Origin of the sequence: Bdellovibrio reynosensis, assembly GCF_022814725.1 — a bacterium.
Classification (GTDB): Bacteria; Bdellovibrionota; Bdellovibrionia; order Bdellovibrionales; family Bdellovibrionaceae; genus Bdellovibrio; species Bdellovibrio reynosensis.
Genome location: NZ_CP093442.1, coordinates 3,473,058 through 3,499,656 on the forward strand (window position 1 = coordinate 3,473,058; position 26,599 = coordinate 3,499,656).

The following is a 26,599-nucleotide window of genomic DNA, read 5'->3' on the forward strand; positions in this document are numbered from 1 at the left end:
GATACGAACTTCATTCGGAGGTTGTTTTGATACCAGTTATTTTATCAGGTGGCAGCGGCACAAGACTATGGCCCGTTTCGCGCCAAAACATGCCTAAACAATTTTGCGATATTTTCGGTCAGCCCTTGCAAACATTGACCCTGCAACGCTCGCTAAAGCTGGGTCAACCGTGGATTGTGACATCGAAGGCGCTAGAAACGCTGACAGAGCTTAATTTAAAACAAAATCAAGCCCAACAAGTCAGAGTTGTTTATGAGCCTGTTGGTAAAAACACCGCGCCTGCCATTGCAGCTTTGTGTAAGCTTTTGCAGTCGCAAGGTCACAATGACGAGATCGTCGCTATTTTTCCATCGGACCATCTTATCAAAGAAGAAGAAGCCTTTTTGAAGGTTGTTCACTTTGCGGCAGAAGTGGCAGCTGAAAATCGCGTTGTTACTTTGGGCATCACGCCTTCTTACCCGGAAACTGGGTATGGCTATATCCAAACTCGTGCCGTGGGTCTAAAAGAAAACGGAACTTTAAAAGCGTACTCGGTGGTAAAGTTTCACGAAAAACCAGATTTACAAAAAGCCAAAGAGTTTATTTCTCAAGGCAGTTTCAGTTGGAATGCCGGAATTTTTGTTTTCAAAGTTTCACACATGATCAGTCTGTTTGAAAAGCATCAGCCCGAAATGTGGAAGCAGATTTCTAATCTTAAAGAAGACTCTTCAAATTTGGGCGAAATCTATAGCAAAGTGCAAAGCATTTCCATCGACTATGCGATCATGGAAAAATTAAATGGCGAAGAGCTAGCATGTATTCCTGCAGAATTCGGCTGGAGTGACGTAGGTTCCTGGGATGCAGTGTCTTCACTGCAGAAGGGAAAAGATGTTTTGAATGTTCTTGGCCAAGAAAACTTTGTGTTTGGGGAGCAGGGTAAACACTACTCTATGATCGGCATGGAAGACGTGATTGTCGTGGACACCAAAGATGCCTTGATGCTGATTAAAAAAGGTCTTTCCCAGGATGTGCGCCATGTGGTGGATGCCTTGAACCAACAAAAATCAGCGTTGGTCAAAGACCATGTTTTCGAATACCGCCCTTGGGGATATTTTGAGATTTTAAAAGATACAGAGACATTTAAATCAAAAGTGATTCGCGTAAACCCACAGTCGCAATTGTCTTATCAGTCCCACGCCAAACGTGAAGAGCATTGGACCATCACAAAAGGCTCTGGCGAAGTGGTTTTAAACGATGAAGTCATTCCTGTTTCGGCCGGGACGCATATTCATATCCCACTCGGAGCAAAACATCGTATGCGCAACACTAGCAATGAAATGCTAGAGTTCGTGGAAGTGCAACTAGGCACTTATTTCGGTGAAGATGATATCGTTCGATATCAAGACGATTATAAAAGAAATTAAAAAGAAAAAGGGATGCTTCAAGCATCCCTTTTTCTATTTCGCAGCTTTGCGAACGGATTCTTCTTCTTCCGGTAAATCGATATCTTCATCGTCATTTTCAGGTTGGACTTCTTGAAGATCCGGATTTTTAACCGCCGATGAAATCAAATCTTTGTGATACGCATAAATCAAGCCGCCTTCTTTAAAGGTGGTGATAACTTTTTTGATAATCCCAGGGGCTACCGCCGGGCAGCCCCAGCTGCGTCCTAGGCGGCCTTGGCTTTTAACGTAATCTTCAGAAACATAGCTCGCTGCATGGATAACGATATCACGGGAAGCTGCATTGTTGTTTGAAGTTTCAAGTCCATGCAGATTCAAAGACTCTCCATGACCTCCGTAATAAGTGTTTCCCGCAATGTACAAGCCTAAGCTAGTCATCTTAGAGCCATCAATGTTTGAAAACTTCGCAGCTACGCGCACGCCAGAACCTTTTCCGTGAGCAACGAAATGTTTTGAAACAGCGCCAGTTTTTAAATTCAAAATATAAAGACGACGCTCATTGGATGGTTTTGAAAAGTCAATGATAGCCATTGAATCTTCTTTAATAGTGATTTCACGTTCATCCATATAAGTCTTAGTTTTGGTACGGAACTTTGCGTTTACGCGAATGGTTTTGCCGGCATTCACATCCAGGAATTCAAAACTTCGTTGTAAAGCAGCTTCAGGAACGCCTTGTTCTTTAAAGACATCATATAAAGAGACATCTTTGATTTTCACATCATATAAAGATCCAGCAAAGCTTGATACGCTCAACAGAGTAGTCAGTACTGCACTCAAAACAGCTTTCATGAAGGGCTCCAATGTCTTTTAGTTCCGAGTCCTTGGTATACAAGGCATGTGCCAGCTCTTTTTGAGACGTCCTTGAATATATTGGTTCTTAGGGTGGGATCGGTGCCCGTGCGTGGCACTCTGGTGACAACTTCGACACCTCTTAGGACACGGGAATTTCTTAAGCGCCGGAAATCTTTGTTCTCTTTATTTAATCTCCACAGAGGGAAATCGCGTTGCCGCTCTAAAACTCCCTTAGTACGTTTTTATGCTTGTTAGCCAACAGGAGACAACTTTATGGGAGTATTTAAGAAGATACTGATTTCAATGTTTATCGCCTTGCATGTCACGGTGATGGTGACGGCGGGACTGCCCGATAAGAGTGCGGTAGGAAAGCGCATCCTGAAATCAATAGCATGGTACCAGATATTTTTTGGTTTGGATCAGACGTGGAGTATGTTTGCGCCCAATCCATCTGCCGTGAATTCTTATCTTGATGCCACTATCACCTTCAAAGATGGAACGTCAGAAAAGTGGACCTTTCCACGCTCATCGCACATGTCCAGTTGGGATCGTTTTACTTCGGGTGAAAGAATGCGCAAGTATCAACAAGAAAATCTTCGTTCATTGGAACGCCAAGATTTATGGTTTGATCTTTCACGCTTTTTAGAAAGAGAAATAACTAAACTTGAAAAGCAGGGGGGGCGAGGCCGGGTTTTGGAAAGTGTCCAGTTCTTCCGTCATCACAACATTGTGAAGCCACCGACAGAAGTTTTCCTGGAACACGGAAAACCAAGTAACAACTATCAGACCGAATCAGTTTTTAAATACCAAGCCGCAGACGGAGTAAGACATGAAGCTAAAAACAATTACTAAATCAGTTAATGATTTCTTTTTTCTGCCGCAACCGATTCATTCGGTCGCACTTTTGCGTATCGGCCTTGGCATTATTCTTTTACTGAATTGGTTTTCGATCTGGAAGCACCTGGAATTCTTCTGGGGTGTCGATGCCATTGTTTCCTTAGAAACTGCCGTCAAGATGGGGAACCCGTTACGTTTCAATATATTTGAGTTGCTGCCAAATGACCCTAAGATTGTGGCATTGATTGCAGTGATTCACTTAGTGGGCATTGTGGGGATGACTTTAGGTCTATACACCCGAACTTCGATTGTGCTGGCGTTTTTCACCCTGGTTTCTTTCCATAGTCGTAACCACTTTATTTTAAACAGTGCGGACGTGGTGATGAGAAACTTTCTATTCTTGCTGTTTTTTAGCCCCAGTGGAGAGATCTTTTCCGTTGATGCGTGGTTAAACCGCAAGAAAGAAAAGTCGTTAGAGTGTAGTCCATGGGCTTTACGCCTTATGCAGATCCAGTTTTCCATCATTTATATTTCGACTGTGATGTTCAAGATGAAGGGAAATTTGTGGGCTGATGGTACGGCCATTTACATTGCGACTCGCTTGGACGAGTTTGTCAGAGTTCCGCTAAGTATTCTTAATAGTATACTGGTGATTAAGCTTCTTACTTGGTCAACCCTGGTAGTGGAGTTTGCTTTAGGGACGCTTATTTGGATCAAAGAGCTTCGCTATTGGGTTCTATTAGCCGGCCTGGGGCTTCATCTAGGGATTGAAATTACGATGCATATTCCGCTGTTTGAGTGGATCATGATCGTGACAATGATTGTTATGGTGGATTCACGAGATATTCAAAAAGTCATAGAGGCAGCGAGAATTTATCGCATGAAATGGAATCGACCTGCTCAGGCTTAATGATTTTTTCAAATGTTGAAAATAAAAAAAACCACGGTTGAGGAAACCGTGGTTTTTTATTTTTCTGAACTATCTTATTTAAACAGTCACTTGCTTGCGGGAAAGTCTTTGCAGTTGTTTGTCTTTAAATGACTCCCAGACTTTCTTTAAATCGTGGGGATCTACCATGCTGATCATTAAGACGATCATCGCCCATTCAAAAACTGGAATGGCCATCGTGTATTCGATGCCTAAGTGCAGTCCAATCCCGGCTAGTAAAACCCAATAGCGAAGTTCCTTGATCCAAACCAAGGTTCCCAGGGCAATCTCAACGGCCAATGTTCCCCAGGTCATCCATTTTACTAATATTAAGTTATTCAACAGGGGAAACTCGAAGCGAACAAAATCATCAAGGCGGGTCGCTACATAGATTGCAGATCCATCAATCCACCGTTCACCTTTCAGCTTAAACATCACCGTAGCAATATAAATGATGCAGAACTGGATTTGAATCATGCGTAATGCCCAAGGACTTTTTTCTTCTGGCACAAGCGCAGCTTTGCCTTTTTGAAGTTTCATCCATCGATCCACTGAAAACATATCAGCGCAATGAGTGAAAAACATAAGAAACAAAAATACACGCAGGACTGAATCGGCACTATTAAGGATAAAGCCATTACGGTGGTGGAACGAAATCAACGTGATAAATGCCACGGCGATAGATGTCTTTGTCCAAAAGCCAATAGTCATACCTACGACCGCAATTAGATTTATAATAGCCAGTGTAGTAGTGACCTTTTCAGTATGGGGTAAATAATCAAATAGCGAGAAGCGCAGTTGATTTCCGTACTGCTGAGCCGTGGATAATGAGATCAATCCATTGGGACCGAAGAAGGTATCCATATCGGCAAAGATCATGAACCAATTAAATAAAAGTAAAATCCCGAACCCAATTCTTAAGAAAGCAACGTTGTGCACGGGGGTTGGCTTAAATAAAAAATCATCAATGTATTTAATTAGAGTTGTTAGCTTCATATCGTTGCGTCTCCAGGTTTGGTTGGTATGCGAAAACAGGTTCTGATTCAAACGAAGTCGACAATTGGCCGTGCGGAATCAGCGGCCCTTGTGGAGGTGGAATCACGCGGCTGAATTTGCGATGGAAAGAAAGATTCTTTACAGTTCTGTTCTTTCCTTCTTTTTCTTTTAGCTGAACTTGATTGGTCACGAATTTAGAAAAGTCGAACCAGACAAGTTCATTGGTATTAGGAAGTAGTGTTTCCTGTCCTAATATACGATAGCGATCTGCTACAAGTCGCTGCCATCCCTTTGCATTTTGCGGGCGAGGTATTTGCCAAGTGTCGAAAGTTCCATCAGTGAACTCTACTTGCGCTTCCACGAAAGCTGTCGTGTTCATCGGGTTAGGAGCGAACATCGCCCATGGCTGGTATAACATAGACCATGCCTGATATTGCGCGACCGATTTTAAAAAGCGACTGCCCAGAAGACTTTTATCTGGAAGTCCATCTACGATCATGATCGAAACATTCAGAGTGAAGAATGCAGTAATCACGATTTTTTTTCCGAGCGAACAATAACGAATGGCATTTTCGTTTTTTATCACGGTGATCCTCCTTAATTTTTGTTCTTTATGGTTATTAACATAAGACTTAAGGGAAGTTTCTTTACTGATGTGAAACTAACGTGAAGTGTTTTTGATTGATGATTTCTTGCCGGAAAGAATGTTTTTACAATTGTTTGTCGATCCGCACGCCAACTAATGTCATTTCGCAGAAAATGTTAGGATTCAGCCCAGTGTCAATTAAAAGAAAGAAACTGTTGTTAATGTAAGGTGCCATCGTTCTCACCATCCAATCAAATTTTGATCTGCAAATAAAAATTTGAACAAAAACTTAAGTACTTCTTTTTCTGAATTCATCAGTTCTTGAGGTACACAACAAAGGAGAATCACAATGGTAGGGATGTCAAGAAAGATGGTTTTCTTGGCTGGGGTCTCATTGGTGGCAAATCTCGCATTCGCGAATAATCCATCGGGCTCTGGGAAGAAACCAATAGTAGATCTAGGCGGAAAAGGCGGATTTATTAATCTGAATTCTGCTGAGCAACGTGCCGACGGCATGTGTTTGATTAACAAACAATTAGTGAAGTGTGCGGACCTTAAAGGTAGCAAGCCATTCGCTGGAAACAGCGGCAATAACGGAAACAACGTTATTAACGGCAACAACGGCAATAACACTAATAACGGTAATAACGGAAATAACGTTATTAGCGGCAGCTCTAGCAACGGCAGTAGCGGCAATAACGGAAACAACGTTAATAACGGTAACAATGGAAACAATACCAATAACGGCAATAACGGTAACAACGTAGTTAGCGGTAATGGTAGCAGCGGTAGTAACGGAAATAACGTTATTAACGGCAACAACGGTAACAATACCAATAACGGTAATAACGGAAACAACGTTAATAACGGTAACAACGGTAACAATACCAACAACGGTAATAACGGTAACAACGTAATTAACGGCAACAATGGTAACAATACCAATAACGGTAATAACGGAAACAACGTTAATAACGGTAACAACGGTAACAATACCAATAACGGAAATAACGGAAACAACGTTAATAACGGTAACAATGGTAACAACACCAATAACGGTAATAACGGAAATAACGTAAACAACGGAAATAACGGAAATAACGGAAATAACGGAAATAACGTTAATAACGGCAACAACGGTAATAACGGAAATAACGTTAATAACGGCAACAACGGTAACAACGGTAACAACGGTAATAACGTAAACAACGGTAATAACGGTAATAACGGTAATAACGGTAATAACGGTAATAACGGTAATAACGGTAATAACGGAAATAACGGTAACAACGGAAATAACGGTAACAACGGAAATAACGGTAACAACGGAAATAACGGTAACAACGGAAATAACGGTAATAACGGCAACAACGGTAACAACGGCAACAACGGAAATAACGGAAATAACGGAAATAACGGAAACAACGGCAACAACGGCACCCACGGTACTCACGGCAACAACGGGAACAATGGGAATAACGGCAACAATGGTAACAACGGAAATAATGGAAACAACGGCAACAATGGGAACAACGGAAATAACGGTACCCATGGAACCCGCGGATCCACTACTCACGGTGATACCACGTTCGGTGACACAACATTCGGCGACACTACTTTCGGTGATACGACTACCACTGAAACTACTGCCGGGGACGACACTGCAACGACCTTCGAGACTACTCAAGGTACTGACACAGTTTCAACATCTTCCAGTTCCTCAACAGGCGAAGAAACTACTGAAGGCGATACAACGTCTACAAGTACTTCAACTTCAACAAGCTCAACATCTACTACTGGCGACGATGACGACGACGGTAAAAAATTAAAAGCTAAGTTGAAACCTCTATTCCACCTTAAGTTCGACTACGGTTCTTATATCGTGAACTTAACTCCTCAGTTTAGAGACGTTCAGCCTTCTTCTATGGTGAAATACGACGTTAAACCATTGGCATCTTCGGATTCATTGGTCTACGGCGACTACACAGATGGTTTCCAAAAAACTGTTTACGGTAGCATCGAAGTAGGTATTGGAGCTCAAGTTCAATTCTGGTTCGAAAACGCCAGCGGACTTGCAGATCACTTCTGGGCATACGTTGGTGTATTACCAATTCTTGGTAAAGACACTGAGTCTGTTCGCTATGTCAGCAGCCTAGATAAAGCTTATGCTATCGGTGGCCGTTGGAGCGTACCTAAAGATGCAGGCACTCTTGATGGATGGGATCCAGGTGACAGCATCACATACATCGGTCACGGTGGTATCATCTTCTCTGCTGGTGCAGGTGTTGGTCCAATCGGTGTGGGTGTAGCTAAACTTGCTCAAGGTACTTGGGAAACTTATGTTGAAAAAGTAGGTTCTGATAAAGCGTACGTGAAAATGTCTAAAGGTAAACTAAGCAGCCTTAGCCTATTCACAAACGTTTCAATCCTTACTTTGAACATGAACGAGTTCAAATACGCGGACGATGGATTCTCATTCCTATTCGATCTATCTACGGATACGGGTCGTAAGGCATACGAAGACATGATTCGTGGTAACGTGTACTCTTCAGAACAATTCGCAGCTAACAAACCAATGAACTTGGTTGAAAGAGCTCCGGTAGTGAAAGTAGAGACATTCAGAAACGTATCTACGGGCAGAATCGTCAGCAAGTCTTTAGCAATTCCAATTCTTTGGGATAAGACTTACAGCAAAGGACGTATCAACTCGTTTACTTCATCTGACATTCACTTGGATCGCAACACAGCTCGCGTTCATTATGGTATCTTCTCAGACAGCGTAGATTCTCGCTTCTGGACGACTCATAAAGAAATGGCGACTATGTTCTACGGTGCTAAGTACTCTGTTGATAACTGGGATACTAAATCTCACTTAGAAAGCATGTTCGGTACTTACAGCTACTCATTCAGACATGAGAAAGCGAACGGCAGCAAACTAAGAAAAGGTATGGCAGAACTTGTTAGAAAAACAGGTCTATCTACTTTGATGGTTGGTGTCCCTGACCGTGATCTTGGCTACGCTGGTTTAGAGTTCAACGTGAACTTCAGCGAAGAAAACACTATGAGATTGATGTCTGCGGCTCAACGTATGTCGCAAGACGAGTTCATCGACGTATCTACTGATCAAATCAGCGGTTACTTCGCGAACAACGATCCATACAAACTTTGCATGATCGATGCTGGCCCATGCGTAAGCAGAGTGACTAGAGCGACTGCAAACGCTGCAAGCAAAATGTACTACGCTCTAAGAAGCATGCACAGACACATGACTTCAGATGCTAAAGCATTCGCTGCTGCATACGGTGCGTTCGGTGAAGGTATGGCAGAAAACTTATTCACATTCAGAGCAGCGATGAAACTTGCTGGTCCGAACGTGGGTGTTGACTACCTAATTGAAGGTACTCACGTATCTATGTACTTCCGTGAATGGAACGTAGACTCTAAAGGTCGCTGGGTTCCTGCAGTTGTGGCGCCTAAATACAAAGGCTTGCCATTTGAACCTGCAACTCGCCACTCAAGAGTGCGTGGTATGATCATCGGTAACTCAGATGCTGGCAAAGTTCCTCATCTGACTACTGTGAACTACTAATCCTTTTGTCCTTAAAGGAAGAGAAGGCCGCTGGTGTACAGCGGCCTTTTTTTTACCTGGGTCGTCGATAAGCGGGCATCTGACTGCGTTGTGCGGTCCCGTGCTTCTCTCCGACGTACCCTACGGGTACGCCTGCGTTTCGCTCGGGATCCTCCGCCTTGCATATGCCCGCTTCTCGCCAACCCGGGTTTTCCCGGTTGTTCGGGGGAGTTTTAGAAGTAGGCTTTTATTTTAAATTGCGTATTCGTACATTAAGTTTTCTGAGATTAGGTCGGCTACTGCGAATGCTAGTTTTCTTGCATGGGTTTCCCAGTCTTCGGGAGTTCCCTTTGATAGTTTGCTTAATATGTTTTGCAGGTTAGTGAATTTCTCAACAAATGCCGGATTATTATCCTTCATTGATTTGCAGGTTTTGAAATACTCCATCAAGACGGGAAGAGCTTGTTCTTTTTCGAAAGCTCTTAGCATGTCTAAAGATAAAACGTTTGTTGTTCCTTCCCAGATTGAAAAGACCTGGGCATCTCTTAGCAATCTTGGTAGGCCTGTGTCTTCGACATAGCCTGCGCCACCGAACATTTCTACTACTTCGCTTGAAATTTGGATGGCTTTTTTAGCTGTGTATAGTTTTAGGATCGGTGTAAGTGCTCTTAACAATATTTTTTGAGAAGCTGAAATCTCGCCGACTTCTTCTTTCCCTAGTAAGTGGGATACGTACATGCAGAAAGTAAAAGATCTGCGGAAGTCTTCTTCTAGTTCTGCCAAAGTCACTCGGTGTAAAGGGTGATCCATTAGGATTTTGCCGAAGGCTTTTCTTTTCTTTGAATAGTCGGTTGCTAAATCAAGTGCTCGGCGCATGTGGCCTACGGCGCAGATTGAATTGTAAATGCGAGTGATATTTAGAACGCTCGCGATTCTTTTAATTCCTTCACCTTCGCCGCCGATCATGCGGGCAGGGGTGCCTTGCAAACTTAGCTCAGCAGTTGGAAGGGCTTTTGTTCCCAGCTTGTCCTTTAGGCGGTGAATTTGGATATTGTTAAGCTGTTGTTGGTCGTTACGAAGTTCAAGGTAAAACAAGCTTAAACCCCGTGAACCTGCCGGTGCACCATCCGGTCTAGCCAAGGTCAGCGCCATCTGTGATGTCGTTGCCGATGTAAACCACTTCGTCCCATGAAGGGCATGGGTGGCGCCAAATGGGCTGCTTCCCGTGAATGGATGAGCATCGGTCGAAGTGCCGCTGACGTCTGATCCGCCAGTTCTTTCCGTCATCCATTGTCCTGCGGTCCAAAACTGACCGGATTTACGGGAAAGTAGGTGGGGAAGGGCGCGGGCTTTTAAATCATCTGGCGCATAAAGTTCTAAGGCTCTTGCTGCACCATCGGTCATCGCTAACGGGCAAGAAAAGATCGCTGAGCTTGGGGAATATAAATACAGCAAAGACATTTGATAAACGCGGGAAAAGGCCCCTAGCTTACGATCATAGGCCGTAGCTACGATACCTTCTTCTGCTGCTACTTTTTCAAGTTCTTTCCAACCATTCGAAGTGGCGATTTCGTCAATGCGACGGCCCCAAGGATCAAAGGGAATATGGCGAGGAGGATTTGCCTCTGCCTCTTGGGCCCAAATGAGCATGTCCGTCACTGCTCTTTCGCCGAGATGGTCAAGATGGGAAAGTGCAGTTTTTTGCGCCTCTTCAGGTAAAAGTTTTTTTAAAACTTTTTGAAGTGTTTCATCAGAGCGGAAAGTGTTCGTGAGGACGGGGCCCTCTTGATAAAAGTTTTTCATACCCCTGAGTTTAGGCTTTCAGAGGGGCCAGGACAACAATATGTCAATCGACTCGCCTTTTTAGAAAAAAGTCTTGCTGTTTTGTAAGCTTATATCTATAAGACCCCCTCGTTTTACAGGGAGGGATCTTGATCCGTTTTGCTTTGATTTTGAGCCTTGGTTTATTGGTTTCTTGCGCACCTAAAACTGGTACGCAAATCGCAATTAAAAAATCTACGACAGGTATCATGGGTGGCACCATGGTTGCTGAAGAATCTCAGATTGCTTCTGTGATCGTCGGTATCTATGACACTCAAGATAACGCTATCTGCACTGGTTCAATCATCGCAGAAAACTATATTTTAACTGCAGCTCACTGTGTGCAAACCAAGCCATCAAAGTTAAAATTGGTATTCGGTCTTAATATCGACGAAGTTATGGCGACTCGCGAGCCAGACGTTCTTCAAATGTACACGCGTACAGTGACTCACATCCAAATCCACAAAAACTGGAAACCTGAAGAGCAAGAAACTAAAGAAACAGATTGGGGCGATATCGCTATCCTTAAGTTCTCAGGTGCTTTGCCTCCAGGATTTAAGGCAGTTCCAATGTTGAAAGATGACAGCATTATTCGTCGCGGTCTTTCTGTGATGGTGGCTGGTTACGGTGTTTCCCTTGTTCACGCTGAACCAGTTGAAGCTCGCAAAGTTAAAAACCTAGAAGAGGCCATGGAATATGGCGAAGTTATCTGTGACGATGACTTAAAAAATTGTCTGCAAATCGAAATGTCCGGGGACGGAGAGTTAAGAGAAACGCAAGCGCCAGTGGGTTCAGTTCAAGAAACTGAATTCCGCCTTGATGAATCAAAAGGTCATGGCACTTGCTCTGGCGATTCTGGTGGTCCGGCTTACGTGAAAGTAAACGGTCAATTATTCTTGGCCGGTATCACAAGCAGAGGAAGTATCCTTTGCGATACAACGGGTGTTTACACCAACGTTGCAACTTATGTCCCTTGGGTGACAGAAGTTCTTAAAAAAGGACTTTAAAATTAAAAAGGACCCTAAGGGGTCCTTTTTTTATTTCTTCATTATGTCTTCGGGATGCGTCGTTTAAAGCTAACCATGGCTCCAATCAAAAATGCCCCGGCAATAAGTAAATGCAGAATGTGATCTGAAGTGCCGAACTCAAGCACCTCTGGCGCTGGCTTCCAAAGAAAGCGATCTGGGTGGATGGCGCCATGACTAGGAATTCCGGAAGTTCCAATAATAAAACCTAAAAGGCCTAAAGCACCATAGATCGCACCGAAAATAACACTGAAACGGCGAGCATTAGCTAAGCTATCAAAGCCAAACCACATCGCCGCAGCCCCTGATACAACGTGAATCACATTGTGGGTGTAGCTTAAGTGCGCGCCTAAAAAGTTATCAGCCACAAAACCAATTAAACCTATCACCACAGAAGAAGCTCCAAGGACCACGCAGACTTCCTGAGCATAGGATTTTTTCGTTGGTGCTGCCACCTGAGTGGAAGCAGCAGGTTTGTAAGCGCGGGATATCGAAGGTTCAGGGCGTTGAGCTTGGGGAGGAATAGTCGGTTTTCTTCTGGGTTCTCTTTCAAGTTCCATAGGGCTCCTCTTTCGTGTCCTTTGATTATGGAGGGCCCGAATGGGGAAAGCATTTTTGAAGAAAACAAAGTGATAGAAAACAGGAAAATAGCCCGGGGAGGGCTATTTTAAGCTTCTTGAAAAAGCGAAATGAACTGAAACTTGCTTACGTCCACCAATCCACGATCAGTCAGCTTCAAGGTCGGAATGACGGGTAATGCTAAGAATGCCATTTGAATAAATGGTTCATCCAAAACAACGCCTTGAGCACGGAATGCCACCTTTAGCTTTTCAATGCCTGATTTGATTTCTTCAGCACTGTCTAAGCTTAAAAGTCCTGCGATCGGTAGTTTGACAAGGGCTTGGATTTTTCCCTGATCAACGACAACAAAACCACCACCACATTCAATCAAAGTATTAGCGGCAAAGGCCATATCAGCAGCATTGGTACCGATCACCATCAAGTTGTGGGAATCATGGGCTACGGAACTTGCAATCGCCCCTGATTGAAGGCCCAAACCTTTAACCAATCCTAAGCCCGCCGGCAGATTTTTTCCGTAGCGTTCAATGTTGGCCATGAATAGCACATCAGTTTCTGAAAAATTCTGTCCATCAAAGCCCACTAACAAATGCTTTGTGATAATCTCATTAGGAACGATTTCAATGACGTTGTAGCTTCCTTTTTTCAGATCGTATTGCAGATCTGTCGATACCAGCGGTTTTCGTTTCATGGTGTTTTCTAAAGGCGGCTGGGATTTTGTTAGTTTTTCCTGAATATGGTTTTCTAACTTCAATTCAGAAACAAACTTCCCACCAATAAGAACATCTTTGATTGCGACCTGCTCAAGATTTTTAAGCAACACGATGTCTGCTTTTTTTCCAGGGGCGACCAAACCCAAGCGTTTCAAACCAAAGTGTTTCGCTGCAGAGTAAGTGGCAAGTCGGTAAGCCACGTGCACGGGGACACTGTGCTTGTTTATAAGTTCTTTGATCAGAAAGTTAATGTGACCTTCATGGGAAATTTCAAAGGGATTACGATCATCAGTGCACAATAGGCATTGAGCTGAAGAAAAATCATTCACAAGCGGAGCCAGAGTTTTTAAATTCTTCGCAACGCTGCCCTCGCGAATAATAAGCCCCATGCCTTTTTGAAGTTTTTCTTTTCCTTCATCCAAGGTCACAGTTTCATGGCAGTTCTGTATCCCGGCTAGCAGATAAGCATTAAGCTGTTTGCCGCGCAAAAGGGGAGCATGCCCATCAAGGTTTAAATCATCAAAGGCTTCCACTTTAGCTAAAACATTTTTGTCAGCGTAGATGACACCTGGGAAGTTCATCATTTCGGCTAAGCCTAAAACAGAAGGATGATCTTTAAATGATTTCATCTCGTCTAAAGTAAAATCACTGCCGGTGGTTTCAAAACCAGGCAAAGCTGGAACACACGAAGACATCTGAACAAAAAGGTTTTGTTCCATCAGTTCAGCCGAACGCAGAAACCAGGAAAATCCTTTAGCGCCAAGCACGTTCGTGATTTCATGGGGATCACAAATCGCTGTGGTTGTTCCTAATGGCAAAGTCGCTTTTTCAAATTCAAATGGCGACATCATAGATGACTCAATGTGCAGGTGGCCGTCGATAAATCCAGGCGTTACGAAAGCACCTTCACCATCGATCATTCTTTTTGCTGGGCTGTCTAGATATTCTAACCCAACACCGACAATGTATTGGCCACCAACCGCAATCGCCGTCGGGTAAATTTCGCCAGTGATAACATCCAGCAACTGAACATTTGTGATCAGAAGATCTAACTCGGCATCGCCACGGGCTTGGGCTAAACGTTGTGGAAGTTCCAAAGAAGAAATTTTTTGAGTCTTTTTATTGCCCAGGGCTGCCATGGTGATTTCCTTTAGTTACTCGGTCTTAGCAGAAATTTCGTCTTTTGTTCTTAAAAGCTGTGCAATGATGCTAAATGCAATTTCTACGGGTGAATTGCTGCCAAAGCTTTCCCCCATCGGACAATGAAATTGCGCAATGGTTTCATCACTTAGACCTGCACTTCGTAAATCATTTTTTAAGCGCACATGTTTCTGATCGCTGCCGATATTGCCGACATAGCTAAAGCGATGACGCTGCTTCATAGTTTCAGTTAAAATTGGCAGGTCCGTCCCGTGCCCCATTGTCATGACTGTGACATAAGTGTTGTTTGGAAGTTTGCTTACTTGCCCCGCCATGTCTTCAGTACACATGGTCTTAAGCTTGTAAGAGCTAGGCATTTTTTCTAACCATTCCTGGCGTGAATCAAAACAAGAAATGCGACAATCAAGTTTTAACAAGAGCGGAACGAATTCCTGGGCGATGTGGCCAGCACCAAATACAGCTACATGAAAGGGATGATCGACTTCAAAAAGTTCAAAAAAGAAACTGACAACCCCACCGCAGGTCATGCCGATATCTTTTTGCAGATTCCAGTCGACCAGCTCGTGATGTCTTTTTTCTTGCAGCATTTTTTGTGCTTCTTGAATGGCGCGATTTTCTACCTTGCCACCCCCGACAGTTCCATAGACAAGGCCTGTGTCAGTGACAATCGCCCGTGCCCCTACATCCTGCGGGGAAGAACCAATTTGTTTAACCAAAGTCACGACAACAAAATTTTTGCTGCCGGATTTCAGTTGAGTGATCGCGGATAAGAAATCTTCAAAGTTGCCTTTACTCATAACTTGAAAGCTCCATAAGAACTTCTTCGGGTGTTGCGGGTGATTTGATATCTACAGTGTTAGGTGCTTTATAACGAAGGGCATCTTTTAACGCCGTCCATACGCTAATCCCTAATAAGAAGGGTGGTTCACCCACAGCTTTGCTGCGATGAACGTTTTGGGTGTTTTCGTGGTTTTCAATAAATTCGACATTGAACACCCTTGGCGTATCTTGAACATTCGGGATTTTATAAGTGGTCGGTGAATGGCTTAGTAAACGACCGTCTTTATTGTAATAAAGTTTTTCAGACGTCACCCAGCCCATACCTTGAACGAAGGCGCCAGTCACTTGGCCCTTATCGATGCCAGGATTTAAGGGTCGTCCAAGATCCATAAGAATATCTGTTCTTAGAACTTTGTATTCGCCAGTCCAGATATCAATTTGCACTTCGCTTAAAGCCACACCATTGGTGAAGTAATTAAATGGAGTTCCCATGCTGCGGGCTTTATCAAAACCCAGGCCCTCGGTTTTAAAGTGGGCGTATTCACCTAAAGACATACGATTTAGGTAGGCGCGCTTCACTAGGTCTGCAAAAGGCAAAGATTTTTTAGATGGCAAATGGGTCACTTGGCCGTTTTCAAAAAGATACTCTTCTAATTTTAATTTATCTTTTTCTAGCGGCGGGCATTCGGCGATATCGTTCATCGTCGTACCCATAATGATGTGATGGAACAACCAGGCGATACGGTATTGAAGCTCCACGCAAGCTTTTAAAGCCGCGGCTCCGTTGATATCACTACCACTTGAAGCTGCCGTTGGTGAGGTGTTATGGTTTTTTTCTGTTGAAGTCGCCATCACTTTAACGTCTTGCGGGTTAATGCCAAACGCGTGGGCAACAATCTGTTGAATCTTGGTGTTGATCCCTTGACCCATTTCAGTAGCGCCCGTTGAAACTTGTACGGTTCCGTCTTTATGAACATTCACCAAGGCGTTACCTTGATTTAAAAAGCGGGCCGTAAAGGCAATACCAAATTTGGTAGCGGTGACAGAAAGACCTTTTAGTTTCCCAGTGGATTGATGATTTAAATTGAACTGATCAATTTCTTTGCGACGACTGTCATAAGCAGAATCATTTTTTAAACGCGCAAAAAGTTCCGGCAACGGATTGTGATCTAATTTCTGACCATAGTGGGTCACGTTGTTTTTTTCTTTGCCATAACAGTTCAACTGGCGGATTTCGTAGGCATCTTTTTTAAGATAAGCCGCGATATCCTCGATAATGCTTTCAATAGTCATGGTTCCCTGGGGGCCACCAAAACCACGGAAGGCCGTATTTGAATGAAAGTTCGTACGGCAGGCAAAACCCTCAATATGGGCATTTGCCAAATAGTAAGCGCCGTCAATATGAAACATCGCTCGATCTAGAATCGAACTTGAAAGATCGGCGTAAGCTCCACCATCGGCATAAAGTTGTGCTTTTAAAGCTAAGATACGACCGTCGTCATCAAAGCCGACTTCATAGAAGTTTTTAAAGGGATGCCGTTTCCCAGTCATCACCATGTCGTCATCTTTAGTTAAACACAAGCGAGCAGGGCGTTGCATTTTTTGGGCAACCAAAGCAGCCATAGCAGCAAAAGGTGCCGCCTGACTTTCTTTACCACCAAAACCTCCGCCCATTCTTTTTACCACGCACACAACTTCATGCAGGTGCAGACCTAAAGCTTCGGCTACGACGTGTTGGGTTTCGCTAGGATGTTGAGAGCTCGAGTGAACCTCAACTTGGCCGTCTTCCATCGGGTAAACGACACAAGCTTGCGATTCCATATAGAAGTGTTCTTGGCCCCCACATTCAAAGGCACCAGAAAGTTTATGCTTAGCTTGGCTTAACGCAGAATCAGCATCCCCGACGCGGAAGGCGTTAGCTTTATAAATAAAACTATTTTTTGCAATGGCTTCATCAATGCTTAGGATTGCCGGAGCTTTTTCAATCTCCATTTTTACGAAGGGCTTTGCACGAAACAAAGCATCCATCGAGGTGCCCACTAGAATCACTGCGGGCTCATCGTAATAACCAATCTTATCTTGAACCAAAATAGGTTGCTCAGGGATGATCGTTCCCCAGTGGTTGTGGTGGAAATCCTTAGCGGTGAAAGCGGCAAGAACGCCGGGGCATTCTAAGGCTTTGCTAGCATCAATGGCCATCAAAGTTCCGGCAGCTGCAGGAACACCAATTGGCAAAACGAAAACTTCTTTTTGCGTCAGACCACGGTCGTCAATAAAAACGCTTCCCCCGGTCACATGACCGCGGGAAGAATCGTGGGGAATATTCTTACCGACCGACATAGGCTTGCTCCTCAGAACTAGATACGGCTGTTTCATTTTCGTTGCGATATTCAATAAAGAATTTATGGAAAAGATTTTCGACAACCTTTAAGCGGTATTCGTCGGTGGCTCTTAGATCAGACAAGGGCTTAATCAAAGCGCGAGCTTTTTGCCCCGCAGTTTTAAATAAGGCTTCAGTCATCGCTTGGCCTGTTAACATCTTTTCGATTTCTGGCATGCGCACAACCGTTGGGCCTACGCCCCCTAAAGCAATTCTAGCTTCTGTGATAAGACCGTCTTTTAGCTTAATTGCCGCTGCAAAGGTGACAGCAGAAATATCCAAGTCCTTACGTAAAGAAACTTTATAGTATTTCGTAAGCCAACTTTTATCTAAAAGCGGAACCGAAATATGCGTGGCAATTTCATCAGGCATTAAATCAAAAGTTTTATAAGCTTTGTAAAAGCTAGTAAGTGGGACCTGACGCTGACCTTGCGTCGACGCTAAATTTAACTGCGCATTTAAAACCAATAAAGCAGGAATCGAATCACCAATCGGAGAGCCATTTAAAACATTCCCAGCTAAAGTCCCTTGGTTTTTAATTTGCGGCGAAGCAAACACACGCAATAAGCGGCTTAGTTCCGCGTGATGATTTTCTGTGAAGTTTTCAAATTGTGTTAAAGAAACACCTGCTCCAACTTCGATTGTTTGCGCATTCATTTCTAATTTAGATAATTCAGGGATGCGGTTTAACACCAAAACCTTATCAAGAAAGAATTTTCCCTTATTATGCAAAACTCCAAGATCAGTGGCGCCAGAAACAATGCGAATGCCGGGAGATTGTTTTTTAAGTGTTAAGGCTTTAGCAAGCTCAGTAGGAACGTGCAGTTCCTTGTTAGTGCCTTGAATCGCGATGCTATCAGCAGCTAACTGCAGGCACACTTCTTTATTCGAAGTAGTTAGATATCTTTCAGCTAAAGAAATCCATTTGGTTAAATCAACATTGATTGCTGCATTTAAGATCGGCTCATAGCCCGTACAACGGCACAGGTTTCCAGTTAAGTGATTGCGAGCTTTTTTCTCTGTGATCTGTTGGCCACTCTTAGAGCAACTTTCAGCAAGGCCTGAAAGGGCGCAAACCATTCCCGGAGTGCAGTAACCGCATTGGCCACCGTGGAACTGCTGCATCTTTGTTTGAACTTCATTCAACTCGTCTTCGAAGGTCAAACCTTCAACGGTTACTACAGAAGCTAAATCAAAAAGATAAACTGGCGCGATGCAGGAATTTAAAGTTTGAAAAGCAGACCAATTATTTTTATTCCACTTTGCTACGAGGGCCGTACAAGCCCCACAGTCGCCTTCAGCGCAAACTACTTTTGTTCCCGGAAGGTCCGCTTTTAAGCGCAGATATTGAGCCAGAGGAAGAAAAGCATCATCCCCGGAAATCTGGTGCTGGCGGCCGTTGATAAAGATATGAATTGATTGGCGTTCTGTCGAGTGAGTCATTTTAAATTGCTATCATAAAATGACTATCAATACTAGACTTATTCAGTTAGCTTGAGACTATGGTACTTAATTTATTTCTTCCGATTTTAGCTGGTTGTTCCATTGTCTTGCAGGGTGTTTTAAACAGAAATTCTTCCTTCCACATTGGTCTTGTTTCCGCCATTTTTTTAAATGCTATTGTGTTTTCTGTGCTATCGGGAATCCTCTGGATTGCCTTTAAATATGAGTATCTCCCAGAGTTCGCTTCATTGTCCGCAAAGTCATTCACTGATTTGCAATGGTGGCAATTTCTTCCGGGCATTTGTGGTTTTGTGATTGTGTTGTGTACTCCACTAGCGATTAATTTTTTAGGTGCGAATTTAACTTTCGCCGCCGTGATCATCACGCAACTTGTGTTCAGTATGTTGTGGGATTCTTTTTCGAACAAATCGATTCCGTCGATTTCAAATCTTACGGGTGTAGGAATTATGATTGTGGGATTGATAGTTCTTATGTCGGGGAAACGCTAGATTCCTTAGCTGCTCCTTAGCAAAGTCATTTCACACGTTACCAACTATGTCAGGAAAAAGTAACATCGTGGAACGTCCCTTGTATGTCTTTCAACCGATGACTTGCCTCTAGGAAGTGAATGGTTCGTCATTAATGACAAGGACCATTTTACCAAAAGGAGTCACCTATGAAGAAGTTAGCACTCATTTTAGCGTTCAGCTTTGTGGGCATGTTTGCCCATGCAGACACAACTGATTTACAAACAAACCAAGATGAAGTTTCCGCTGCCGGAAGAACTTGGGTCTGCGGCCTTGCTTTCAAAGGCACATCGAAAGGTTTAAAAATCATCGTGGGACATTTCAAAACTGTCGCTTACGGCCATTTGAAATGTAAGGGCTTACTAGGCAAAACTTATTCTCAAAGAGTTATGGTCAGCATCGGCCATCACTGGATTGGCCCAACAGCAGGTATCGGCTATTTCAAAATGGCAGGGGTTTCATCTGAAATCAGCCTCTTCAATAAACATCCAGAAGCAATTCTAGGTAAATACCTTGTTGCTCAAGGCGAAGCAGCCATCATCGGTGGTGTGGGCGCATTCACGGCTGTAAAAGTCGGAGTTCCACAAATCGCAGCCAACGTGTCTTTGCAATTACTTAAAGGCTTCGGCGTGCAAGTGGGCATTGACGGATTACACATCTCTGCTTACTAAGACACCTCATCTTTAAAAAGCAAAAAGCCCCTAAGAAAACTTAGGGGCTTTTTCTTTTACTCATTTCAAGTTTGATCTACTGCTTTTTCACATAAGCATTTAAACGCATCCCGCGAGCTTCTACGGTTACGTTGGTTCCGCGAACAAGATCCTCTGTCGTCTTATTAATAAATTCGATATTAAAGCTTTGCGTGCGTGAACGGTCGCTCGGACAGCTTACTAAGCCGCTAAAAGTTTTCCCGGCAGCCAAGGTCTCAAAGTCCGTCCATAGCAGAGTGGGGTTGATAGTGTATTTGCCGTTGCAAAGCTCATCAACTCGTCCATCCGTATAAGTGCGCTGCAATTCGAATTCCGAAGTGCTGACGACACGAAAATTGACATAGATTTTTTGGAAGCCCGCACGAGCTTCTACTTTATATTTTCCGATCAGATTCTCTGGAGTGATTGGCGCTGCAAAAACTTGAGAAGTCGAAAATAGAATAAGTGCACTTGCTAATAATGATTTCATAGAACCCTCCGTTGGTTTGTCGTGATTTTTTATACCGACCTTGCGGTTTCAGCGACAAAGCAAAACAGGGTTGACTGAATATTTACAGAGCGTCCCTTATTATGAACGCTCTTTTAACATTGTTTTTCCGGATTCCGGATTTTTAATTAATGAGCTGCCATTTTGCTGCAGCTTTCCGCACAGCGACGGCAAACTTCTGCACAGTGTTTCATCATCGGGTCGTTGGGCCCCAGTTTTTCGCAATCCACAGCGCAGGCGATGCAAATATCTGCACAAATGCGGCACATGTCGCTATGAAATTCTGAATTGATAAGCATAAGTTTGGAGCTTGTTTCGCAGACGTAGGAGCAGGCCTGAAGCACGCCAATATGAAATGGCTCGGCATGTTCGCCGCCCATTCCTAAGCAATGCTGAACAAGTGATGTGCAGGTTTGAAAGCACTCCATACAGTTTTTAATACATTCTTGCATGATGGTTGAAGCCATCTCTTCCGTTCGAACTTGTCTTCCTTGAACCTGCGATGAACGATTCCCCATAAAAGCTCCTTCTTTTATTGATCCTTTATTGCAATTTTATCATGTTCTGTTCTGCTGTCGGTATGTTTGTTATCACTGGTTGCCTTGACGTTTGGCAAAATTGGGCTTTAAATTCTGTCAACGTTTCTTGGAGGTCCCATGAATTCCCACATCTGGTGGAAAGAAGCCGTCGTTTATCAAATTTATCCCCGCAGTTTTATGGATTCAAACGGCGATGGAGTGGGTGATCTTCAAGGCATCATTTCGAAATTGGATTATCTCAAAAACCTAGGGATCAATGTTATCTGGATTTGTCCTATGTACAAATCTCCTCAGGATGATAACGGCTATGACATCAGTGACTACCAAGATATCCACGATGAATTCGGAACGATGGCAGACTTTGACCAATTGTTAACCGAAGTTCACCGCCGTGGAATGAAACTGATTATCGATCTAGTGATCAACCACACCAGCGATGAACATCCATGGTTTATTGAGTCCCGCAGTTCATTAAACAATCCAAAACGTGATTGGTATATCTGGCGCGATGGAAAAGACGGCAAAGAGCCCAACAACTGGGAAAGTATTTTCGGCGGTTCTGCTTGGAAGTACGATGAATTGACGAAGCAATATTTTATGCACGTCTTTTCAAGCCGCCAGCCTGATCTGAACTGGGAAAACTTGGACATGCGAAAGTCCGTTTATTCCATGATCAATTGGTGGATGGATAAGGGGATTGATGGCTTCCGTATCGATGCTATCAGCCACATGAAAAAAGAGCCGGGATTGGCCGATATGCCGAACCCTCAGAACCTTGAGTACGTTCCTTCCTATGATAAACACATGAATGTCCCTGGTATCATGGAATATCTGACTGACATCTGTAAGAACACTTTCGTGAAATACGACATCATGACGGTGGGTGAGGCGAACGGAGTTTCTACAAAAGATGCTTATCAGTGGGTGGGGGAGGATCAAAAGAAACTGAATATGATCATTCAGTTTGAACACGTCGGTCTTTGGGATACGAATCCCGAAAAACGCATTGATCTATCAAAGGTGAAAGAAGTCTTCACTCGTTGGCAAAAAGGTTTAGAAAATCGCGGATGGAATGCGTTGTTCGTTGAAAACCACGACGTTCCAAGAATTATTTCTAAATGGGGAGATGTCGGTACCTTCTGGAAAGAAAGCGCCACCTCTATAGCGACTATGTATTTTATGATGCAAGGAACTCCGTTTATCTATCAAGGCCAAGAAATCGGAATGACCAATACAGTCTTCGGTGGCCCAGAGGATTTTAACGATGTGTCTGCTAAAAACACTTTCACAATTAAACGTAAACAGGGGGTCAGCGATGCCGCGATCACTGCGGAACTCACGCCTCTAAGCCGTGACAATGCAAGGACTCCGATGCAGTGGAATGGTGAAACCAATGCAGGGTTTACCACAGGCAAACCCTGGTTGAAGGTGAATCCTAACTTTGCGAAGATCAATGTGCAGTCTCAAATCGAAGATCAAAGCTCTATTTTTCAGTTTTATAAAAAGCTAATTCAGCTTAGAAAAGACAACCCGGTTTTTATCTATGGCAGCTACGACCTTTTAATGGCTGAAGATCCGCAAGTTTATGCCTATACTCGCTCTTATCAAGGTAAGAAGATGCTAGTGATAAGCAACCTTTCTAACAAATCAGCGTTCTTTAAAGAATCGGGGATGGAGTTGAATGGTGACAACCTGCTATTAGCTAACCACCCAGTTCCCAAACATGGAATTTTACAGATTATTGAGCTTAAGCCGTTTGAAAGCCGTATTTATCGTCTTTCTTAGGTAGCTAACTTCTGCTCCGAGTGCCTCCGAGCAATCCCGTAAGAGCGAACTGTCAAAAGTTTTTACGGGAAATTTTTTTTATTTTGCCGGTCGAACTTTAAAAAAAATCCGGCTTCCATTACAACAGAGGGATATTCAGGACGTCGTATGGAAGTTGTATTAGCCAGTACAGATGCTCAGTTGCATCTATTTAGAAATCAATTAGAAGAGCTTGCAGGTCTTTTAAGCTGCTATGGTTATAATGTAATCCCGTACCACCATGCCTCTTTGCCAGAGTTTCAAAAATTGACCGTCGAACAAAAAGCTGAAGTTCTTCGGACTTTAACTGCCTACGCACAAACCTTGAAATCCGAATACTTAGGCAAAGATTTTTCAAATGAACGTTTTGTCGTGCAGTTTCTATTCCGTATTGGACTAGTGCCTTCTGATGAAGTTTCTGAAACTGTTAGCAATGAAAAGTACATCCAGATATTTAATCGCGAACAGTTCCAAGTCTTCCGCAGCCTGAATTGCTTTGATAAGTGTTCATTTACATTAGAACAGCTAACTACACGTCCCTGGTATGATCTATGGGAACGCGAAAGCCTTTTTTATTACGCTCTTTATGGCTTAGCGACGACGGCTTTAAAGCTTATTAAGTTCACCAAGATCCGCTTAGACTTTCCTTATCATCGGGTGACCGAAGTAAACTCCCGACAAAAGCTATCGTTTGATTATAAGATCAAAACTTTAAGTGCCCTGACACGCCAAGGACGTCTAGAGGCTGCTCTTACTATCGAAGACTGGAAGTGCTAGTTCCATCCTGCATAATTACATTTCGAGAATTCAAATATCGCCTGTGATGGCCGCTCTATCTTAAACTAATCTATGTTAACTACCTTAGTTGGCAGGAGATGAAAGAGTGGACTTTAAAACTCTGTTTGAACAGGCACCAGATTTATACTGTGTACTTCTTCCTGATTTTACCGTCATTGCTGTTTCGGATGCCTACAATCGCGCTACTAAAACCCGTCGTGAGGAAATGATCGGAAAAACCATGTTCGAAGTTTTTCCAGATAATCCCGATGATCCGAACGCTACAGGCGTCACGAATCTTCGCCATTCATTAGAAACGGCCTTACGTACAAAACAACCTGATTCGATGGCGGTGCAAAAATATGACATCCGCCGACCTCAAGAAGAAGGCGGTGGTTTTGAAGAGCGATACTGGAGCCCTGTCAACACGCCAATCTTAAATGAACAGGGCGAGGTCATTTATCTTCTTCATAAAGCGCAAGATGTTACTGACTTTATCAACCTAAAAAAACAAGAGCAGTGGCGCACCCAAGAGTCCGAGCAGTGGCGCAGTCGTGCCATTCAAGTTGAGTCTGACATTTATGAGCGAGCTCAAGAGATACAAAAAGCCAATAAAGAATTGGCGGCAAAAGAACGGGAGCTGCGCAAATTATATGAAAAACTGACAGAGCTTGATCGTCAGAAAACGCAATTTTTTGCAAACGTCAGTCACGAACTACGAACCCCGCTGACACTAATAATTGGCCCTGTGGACCAGCTTTTAAAGTCGCCAGAAATAACCGCCAAGACTAAAGAACTTTTAGAACTGATTCGTAAAAATGCCATGGCTCTTTTAAGGCAAGTTAATGACTTGCTGGATATAGCGAAATTTGATGCTGGGGAGTTAGCGGCCCATTATGAACAAATTCAACTTAATGAATTCGTAAAACGTATTGCTGATAACTTTAGCGTCTTAGCTCAGGAAAAAAATATTCAGTTTACTTTGGATCTTCCGGAAGAGTTAAAAGTCGAAGTGGATCCAGATAAGCTGCAAAAAATAGTGATGAATTTATTGGGTAATGCTTTTAAGTTCACTCCTGCTAACGGTAAAATTCGTATTTCGCTTGAAAACAAGGTGAAGGAAGGTCGACCGTATTTTGTATTAAGCGTGGCGGATAGCGGACCAGGGATTCCTGAAAATCAGCGTAAAAATATTTTTGAACGATTCTTTCAAATTGAGGATTCAAAGGTACGGCAAAAAGGTGGAACTGGGTTGGGCCTTTCTATTGTTAAAGACTTCACCGACCTTTTACAAGGTAAGGTCGAAGTGTCCCAAGCCCAGGAAGGTGGGGCTCAATTTATCATTGAAATTCCAATGATTGCCCCTGAAAAAACTGAAGTCTTTACTTCGATTCATGAAGGCAGCCAAGAACTGACTCAGCAACAAATGATTTCAGAATTAATTGAAGAAAAATCAGAAACGACTCCTGAATTCTATAAGGATGAAGAATCTGATCAGGCCGTGATTTTAGTGGTCGAAGATAATTCAGCCCTTAGAAATTTTGTCGCGAGCTGCTTAAGTGCGGAATTTCGCTGCGTCACTGCGGGCGATGGCCTTGAAGGCTATCGGCAAGCGCAATTGATTAAGCCTGATTTAATCCTGACGGACTTAATGATGCCTAAATACGATGGAACCTACTTAATTGATCATCTGCGTTTGGATCAAGAGATTAAAGATATTCCCGTCATCGTGCTTACCGCACGCGCAGATGATAAGTTAAGAATGGATCTATTATCCCGCGGGGCTGCTGATTATCTTTTAAAACCATTTCCGCCTGAAGAGCTGCTTGTGCGCGTGCGTAATCATGTCAGTTATTATCGTGCTAAAAGACTTTTGCAAACAGAACTTGAAATGCAAGGTGAAGACCTAGACGAAATGGTGCGTGAACTGGCCTCTGCCAATCAGGAACTAAAACGTCTTAGTAAAATGAAGGATGAATTCTTGGCGACCCTGTCCCATGAGCTTAGAACTCCGGCAAGTATCATTTTCAGTTATTCAGAAATGTTAAAAGAAGAAGAATTAGAAAGTGAATTTATGATAGAAGCAATCGAGGCTGTGAATCGTAACGCCAAAATGCAGCTTCGCTTAGTGTCTGATTTGCTTGATATCGCTCGTAGTATGAAAGGAAAAATTTCCCTGGCTCGAGAAAAGATACTTTTTGAAGACGTGCTTCAAGAAGTGCTGCAGTCACAAAACTATTTTGCAAAAGAAAAAGGCGTGGAGCTTAAATTTAAAACGGGTCCAGCCTTGCCACCGATATGGGCCGACCCAGTGCGGCTGTCACAGATTTTAGGCAACTTGATTTCTAACGCTATTAAATTTACCCATCCTGGGGGACACATCCTAATAGAAGCAGTTCAGAATAAAGGTTTTATTAATGTCTCTGTGATTGATGACGGCGAAGGAATCACTCCAGATTACTTACCCCACATTTTTAAGCCGTTTACGCAGCAGAACTCTACGTTGGCTAGATCCCATACAGGCTTAGGACTGGGACTTTCCATCGTCCAACATTTGGTGCAACTTCATGGTGGCACTATTTCAGCCCACAGCGAAGGTTTAAACAGAGGCTCTAAGTTCCTATTAAGTTTACCTGTGTTTGATGAAAAGTTGATTTCAAACTTTGATAGCATCCAACGGCAGGACGGGGACTTGCACCACTAAG

At 43.3% G+C, this 26,599-nt stretch carries 21 protein-coding genes; 10 read left to right on the top strand and 11 right to left on the bottom strand.

The annotated features are described in order from the left end of the window. Positions 1-26: 26 nt before the first annotated feature. Positions 27-1,403, top strand: a complete 1,377-nt coding sequence (locus MNR06_RS16235) for a mannose-1-phosphate guanylyltransferase/mannose-6-phosphate isomerase (RefSeq protein WP_243537628.1) — start codon at positions 27-29, stop codon at positions 1,401-1,403. Between the two features lie 33 nt (positions 1,404-1,436). Here the strand turns inward: MNR06_RS16235 and MNR06_RS16240 are convergent, their stop codons facing one another. Continuing rightward, positions 1,437-2,231, bottom strand: a complete 795-nt coding sequence (locus MNR06_RS16240; protein ID WP_243537629.1) for a murein L,D-transpeptidase catalytic domain family protein — start codon at positions 2,229-2,231, stop codon at positions 1,437-1,439. Between the two features lie 276 nt (positions 2,232-2,507). Between MNR06_RS16240 and MNR06_RS16245 the strand changes: the two genes are divergently transcribed. Beyond that, a complete protein-coding gene (locus MNR06_RS16245; RefSeq protein ID WP_243537630.1) occupies positions 2,508-3,086 on the top strand; it encodes a hypothetical protein in 579 nt (192 codons plus the stop codon). Beyond that, positions 3,064-3,981 (top strand): HTTM domain-containing protein, encoded by a 918-nt coding sequence (locus MNR06_RS16250; protein ID WP_243537631.1) that lies wholly within the window; start codon positions 3,064-3,066, stop codon positions 3,979-3,981. Before MNR06_RS16245 ends, MNR06_RS16250 begins: the two co-directional genes overlap by 23 nt. Before the next feature lie 78 nt (positions 3,982-4,059). Here MNR06_RS16250 and MNR06_RS16255 read toward each other — a convergent pair whose 3' ends face one another. Both MNR06_RS16255 and MNR06_RS16260 read right to left on the bottom strand, forming a co-directional pair. Beyond that, positions 4,060-4,995, bottom strand: coding sequence for an HTTM domain-containing protein (locus tag MNR06_RS16255; RefSeq protein ID WP_243537633.1), 936 nt, complete (start codon positions 4,993-4,995; stop codon positions 4,060-4,062). Continuing rightward, on the bottom strand, positions 4,973-5,581 hold the full coding sequence (locus tag MNR06_RS16260) for a hypothetical protein (protein ID WP_243537635.1): 609 nt from the start codon (positions 5,579-5,581) through the stop codon (positions 4,973-4,975). The genes MNR06_RS16255 and MNR06_RS16260 overlap by 23 nt, the downstream gene beginning before the upstream one ends. Before the next feature lie 349 nt (positions 5,582-5,930). On the opposite strand from MNR06_RS16260, the gene MNR06_RS16265 reads away from it, so the two are divergent. Continuing rightward, complete coding sequence (locus MNR06_RS16265) at positions 5,931-9,170, top strand: hypothetical protein (protein WP_243537638.1); 3,240 nt, start codon at positions 5,931-5,933, stop codon at positions 9,168-9,170. 231 nt (positions 9,171-9,401) lie between these two features. Here MNR06_RS16265 and MNR06_RS16270 read toward each other — a convergent pair whose 3' ends face one another. Beyond that, a complete protein-coding gene (locus MNR06_RS16270) occupies positions 9,402-10,952 on the bottom strand; it encodes an acyl-CoA dehydrogenase family protein (RefSeq protein WP_243537639.1) in 1,551 nt (516 codons plus the stop codon). Between the two features lie 128 nt (positions 10,953-11,080). On the opposite strand from MNR06_RS16270, the gene MNR06_RS16275 reads away from it, so the two are divergent. Then, positions 11,081-11,977, top strand: a complete 897-nt coding sequence (locus MNR06_RS16275; protein WP_243537640.1) for a S1 family peptidase — start codon at positions 11,081-11,083, stop codon at positions 11,975-11,977. Positions 11,978-12,018: 41 nt separating this feature from the next. Here the strand turns inward: MNR06_RS16275 and MNR06_RS16280 are convergent, their stop codons facing one another. The 5 genes from MNR06_RS16280 to MNR06_RS16300 all read right to left on the bottom strand — a co-directional run bounded on the left by MNR06_RS16280 (position 12,019) and on the right by MNR06_RS16300 (position 19,051). After that, on the bottom strand, positions 12,019-12,555 hold the full coding sequence (locus tag MNR06_RS16280; RefSeq protein ID WP_243537641.1) for a DUF4383 domain-containing protein: 537 nt from the start codon (positions 12,553-12,555) through the stop codon (positions 12,019-12,021). Between the two features lie 107 nt (positions 12,556-12,662). Next, entirely contained in the window at positions 12,663-14,426 is a 1,764-nt protein-coding gene (gene adeD, locus MNR06_RS16285) for an adenine deaminase (RefSeq protein WP_243537642.1), read from the bottom strand. A 15-nt stretch (positions 14,427-14,441) separates the two neighbouring features. After that, positions 14,442-15,245 (bottom strand): xanthine dehydrogenase accessory protein XdhC, encoded by an 804-nt coding sequence (gene xdhC / locus MNR06_RS16290; RefSeq protein WP_243537643.1) that lies wholly within the window; start codon positions 15,243-15,245, stop codon positions 14,442-14,444. Then, positions 15,238-17,568, bottom strand: a complete 2,331-nt coding sequence (gene xdhB, locus MNR06_RS16295) for a xanthine dehydrogenase molybdopterin binding subunit (RefSeq protein ID WP_243537644.1) — start codon at positions 17,566-17,568, stop codon at positions 15,238-15,240. The genes xdhC and xdhB overlap by 8 nt, the downstream gene beginning before the upstream one ends. Continuing rightward, the gene (locus tag MNR06_RS16300) at positions 17,555-19,051 is read right to left on the bottom strand and encodes a xanthine dehydrogenase small subunit (RefSeq protein WP_243537645.1); all 1,497 of its coding nucleotides are present in this window, start codon (positions 19,049-19,051) and stop codon (positions 17,555-17,557) included. Before MNR06_RS16300 ends, xdhB begins: the two co-directional genes overlap by 14 nt. 59 nt (positions 19,052-19,110) lie before the next feature. Between MNR06_RS16300 and MNR06_RS16305 the strand changes: the two genes are divergently transcribed. Further along, complete coding sequence (locus tag MNR06_RS16305; RefSeq protein ID WP_243537647.1) at positions 19,111-19,560, top strand: DMT family transporter; 450 nt, start codon at positions 19,111-19,113, stop codon at positions 19,558-19,560. A gap of 167 nt (positions 19,561-19,727) precedes the next feature. After that, positions 19,728-20,249, top strand: coding sequence for a hypothetical protein (locus MNR06_RS16310; RefSeq protein ID WP_243537648.1), 522 nt, complete (start codon positions 19,728-19,730; stop codon positions 20,247-20,249). Positions 20,250-20,325: 76 nt separating this feature from the next. Here the strand turns inward: MNR06_RS16310 and MNR06_RS16315 are convergent, their stop codons facing one another. Together MNR06_RS16315 and MNR06_RS16320 are read right to left on the bottom strand one after the other, a co-directional pair. After that, a complete protein-coding gene (locus MNR06_RS16315; protein ID WP_243537650.1) occupies positions 20,326-20,757 on the bottom strand; it encodes a hypothetical protein in 432 nt (143 codons plus the stop codon). A 146-nt stretch (positions 20,758-20,903) separates the two neighbouring features. Next, complete coding sequence (locus MNR06_RS16320) at positions 20,904-21,293, bottom strand: four-helix bundle copper-binding protein (protein WP_243537651.1); 390 nt, start codon at positions 21,291-21,293, stop codon at positions 20,904-20,906. Positions 21,294-21,431: 138 nt separating this feature from the next. On the opposite strand from MNR06_RS16320, the gene MNR06_RS16325 reads away from it, so the two are divergent. From MNR06_RS16325 to MNR06_RS16335, 3 genes are all read left to right on the top strand, one after another. Then, positions 21,432-23,099: a glycoside hydrolase family 13 protein gene (locus tag MNR06_RS16325; RefSeq protein ID WP_243537653.1), complete on the top strand. Its 1,668-nt coding sequence runs from the start codon at positions 21,432-21,434 to the stop codon at positions 23,097-23,099. A gap of 147 nt (positions 23,100-23,246) precedes the next feature. Continuing rightward, positions 23,247-23,894 carry a hypothetical protein gene (locus MNR06_RS16330; protein WP_243537654.1) on the top strand — a complete coding sequence of 216 codons (648 nt, stop codon included), beginning with the start codon at positions 23,247-23,249 and terminating at the stop codon, positions 23,892-23,894. Positions 23,895-24,000: 106 nt separating this feature from the next. Beyond that, positions 24,001-26,598 (top strand): ATP-binding protein, encoded by a 2,598-nt coding sequence (locus MNR06_RS16335; protein ID WP_243537655.1) that lies wholly within the window; start codon positions 24,001-24,003, stop codon positions 26,596-26,598. Position 26,599: the final 1 nt, after the last annotated feature.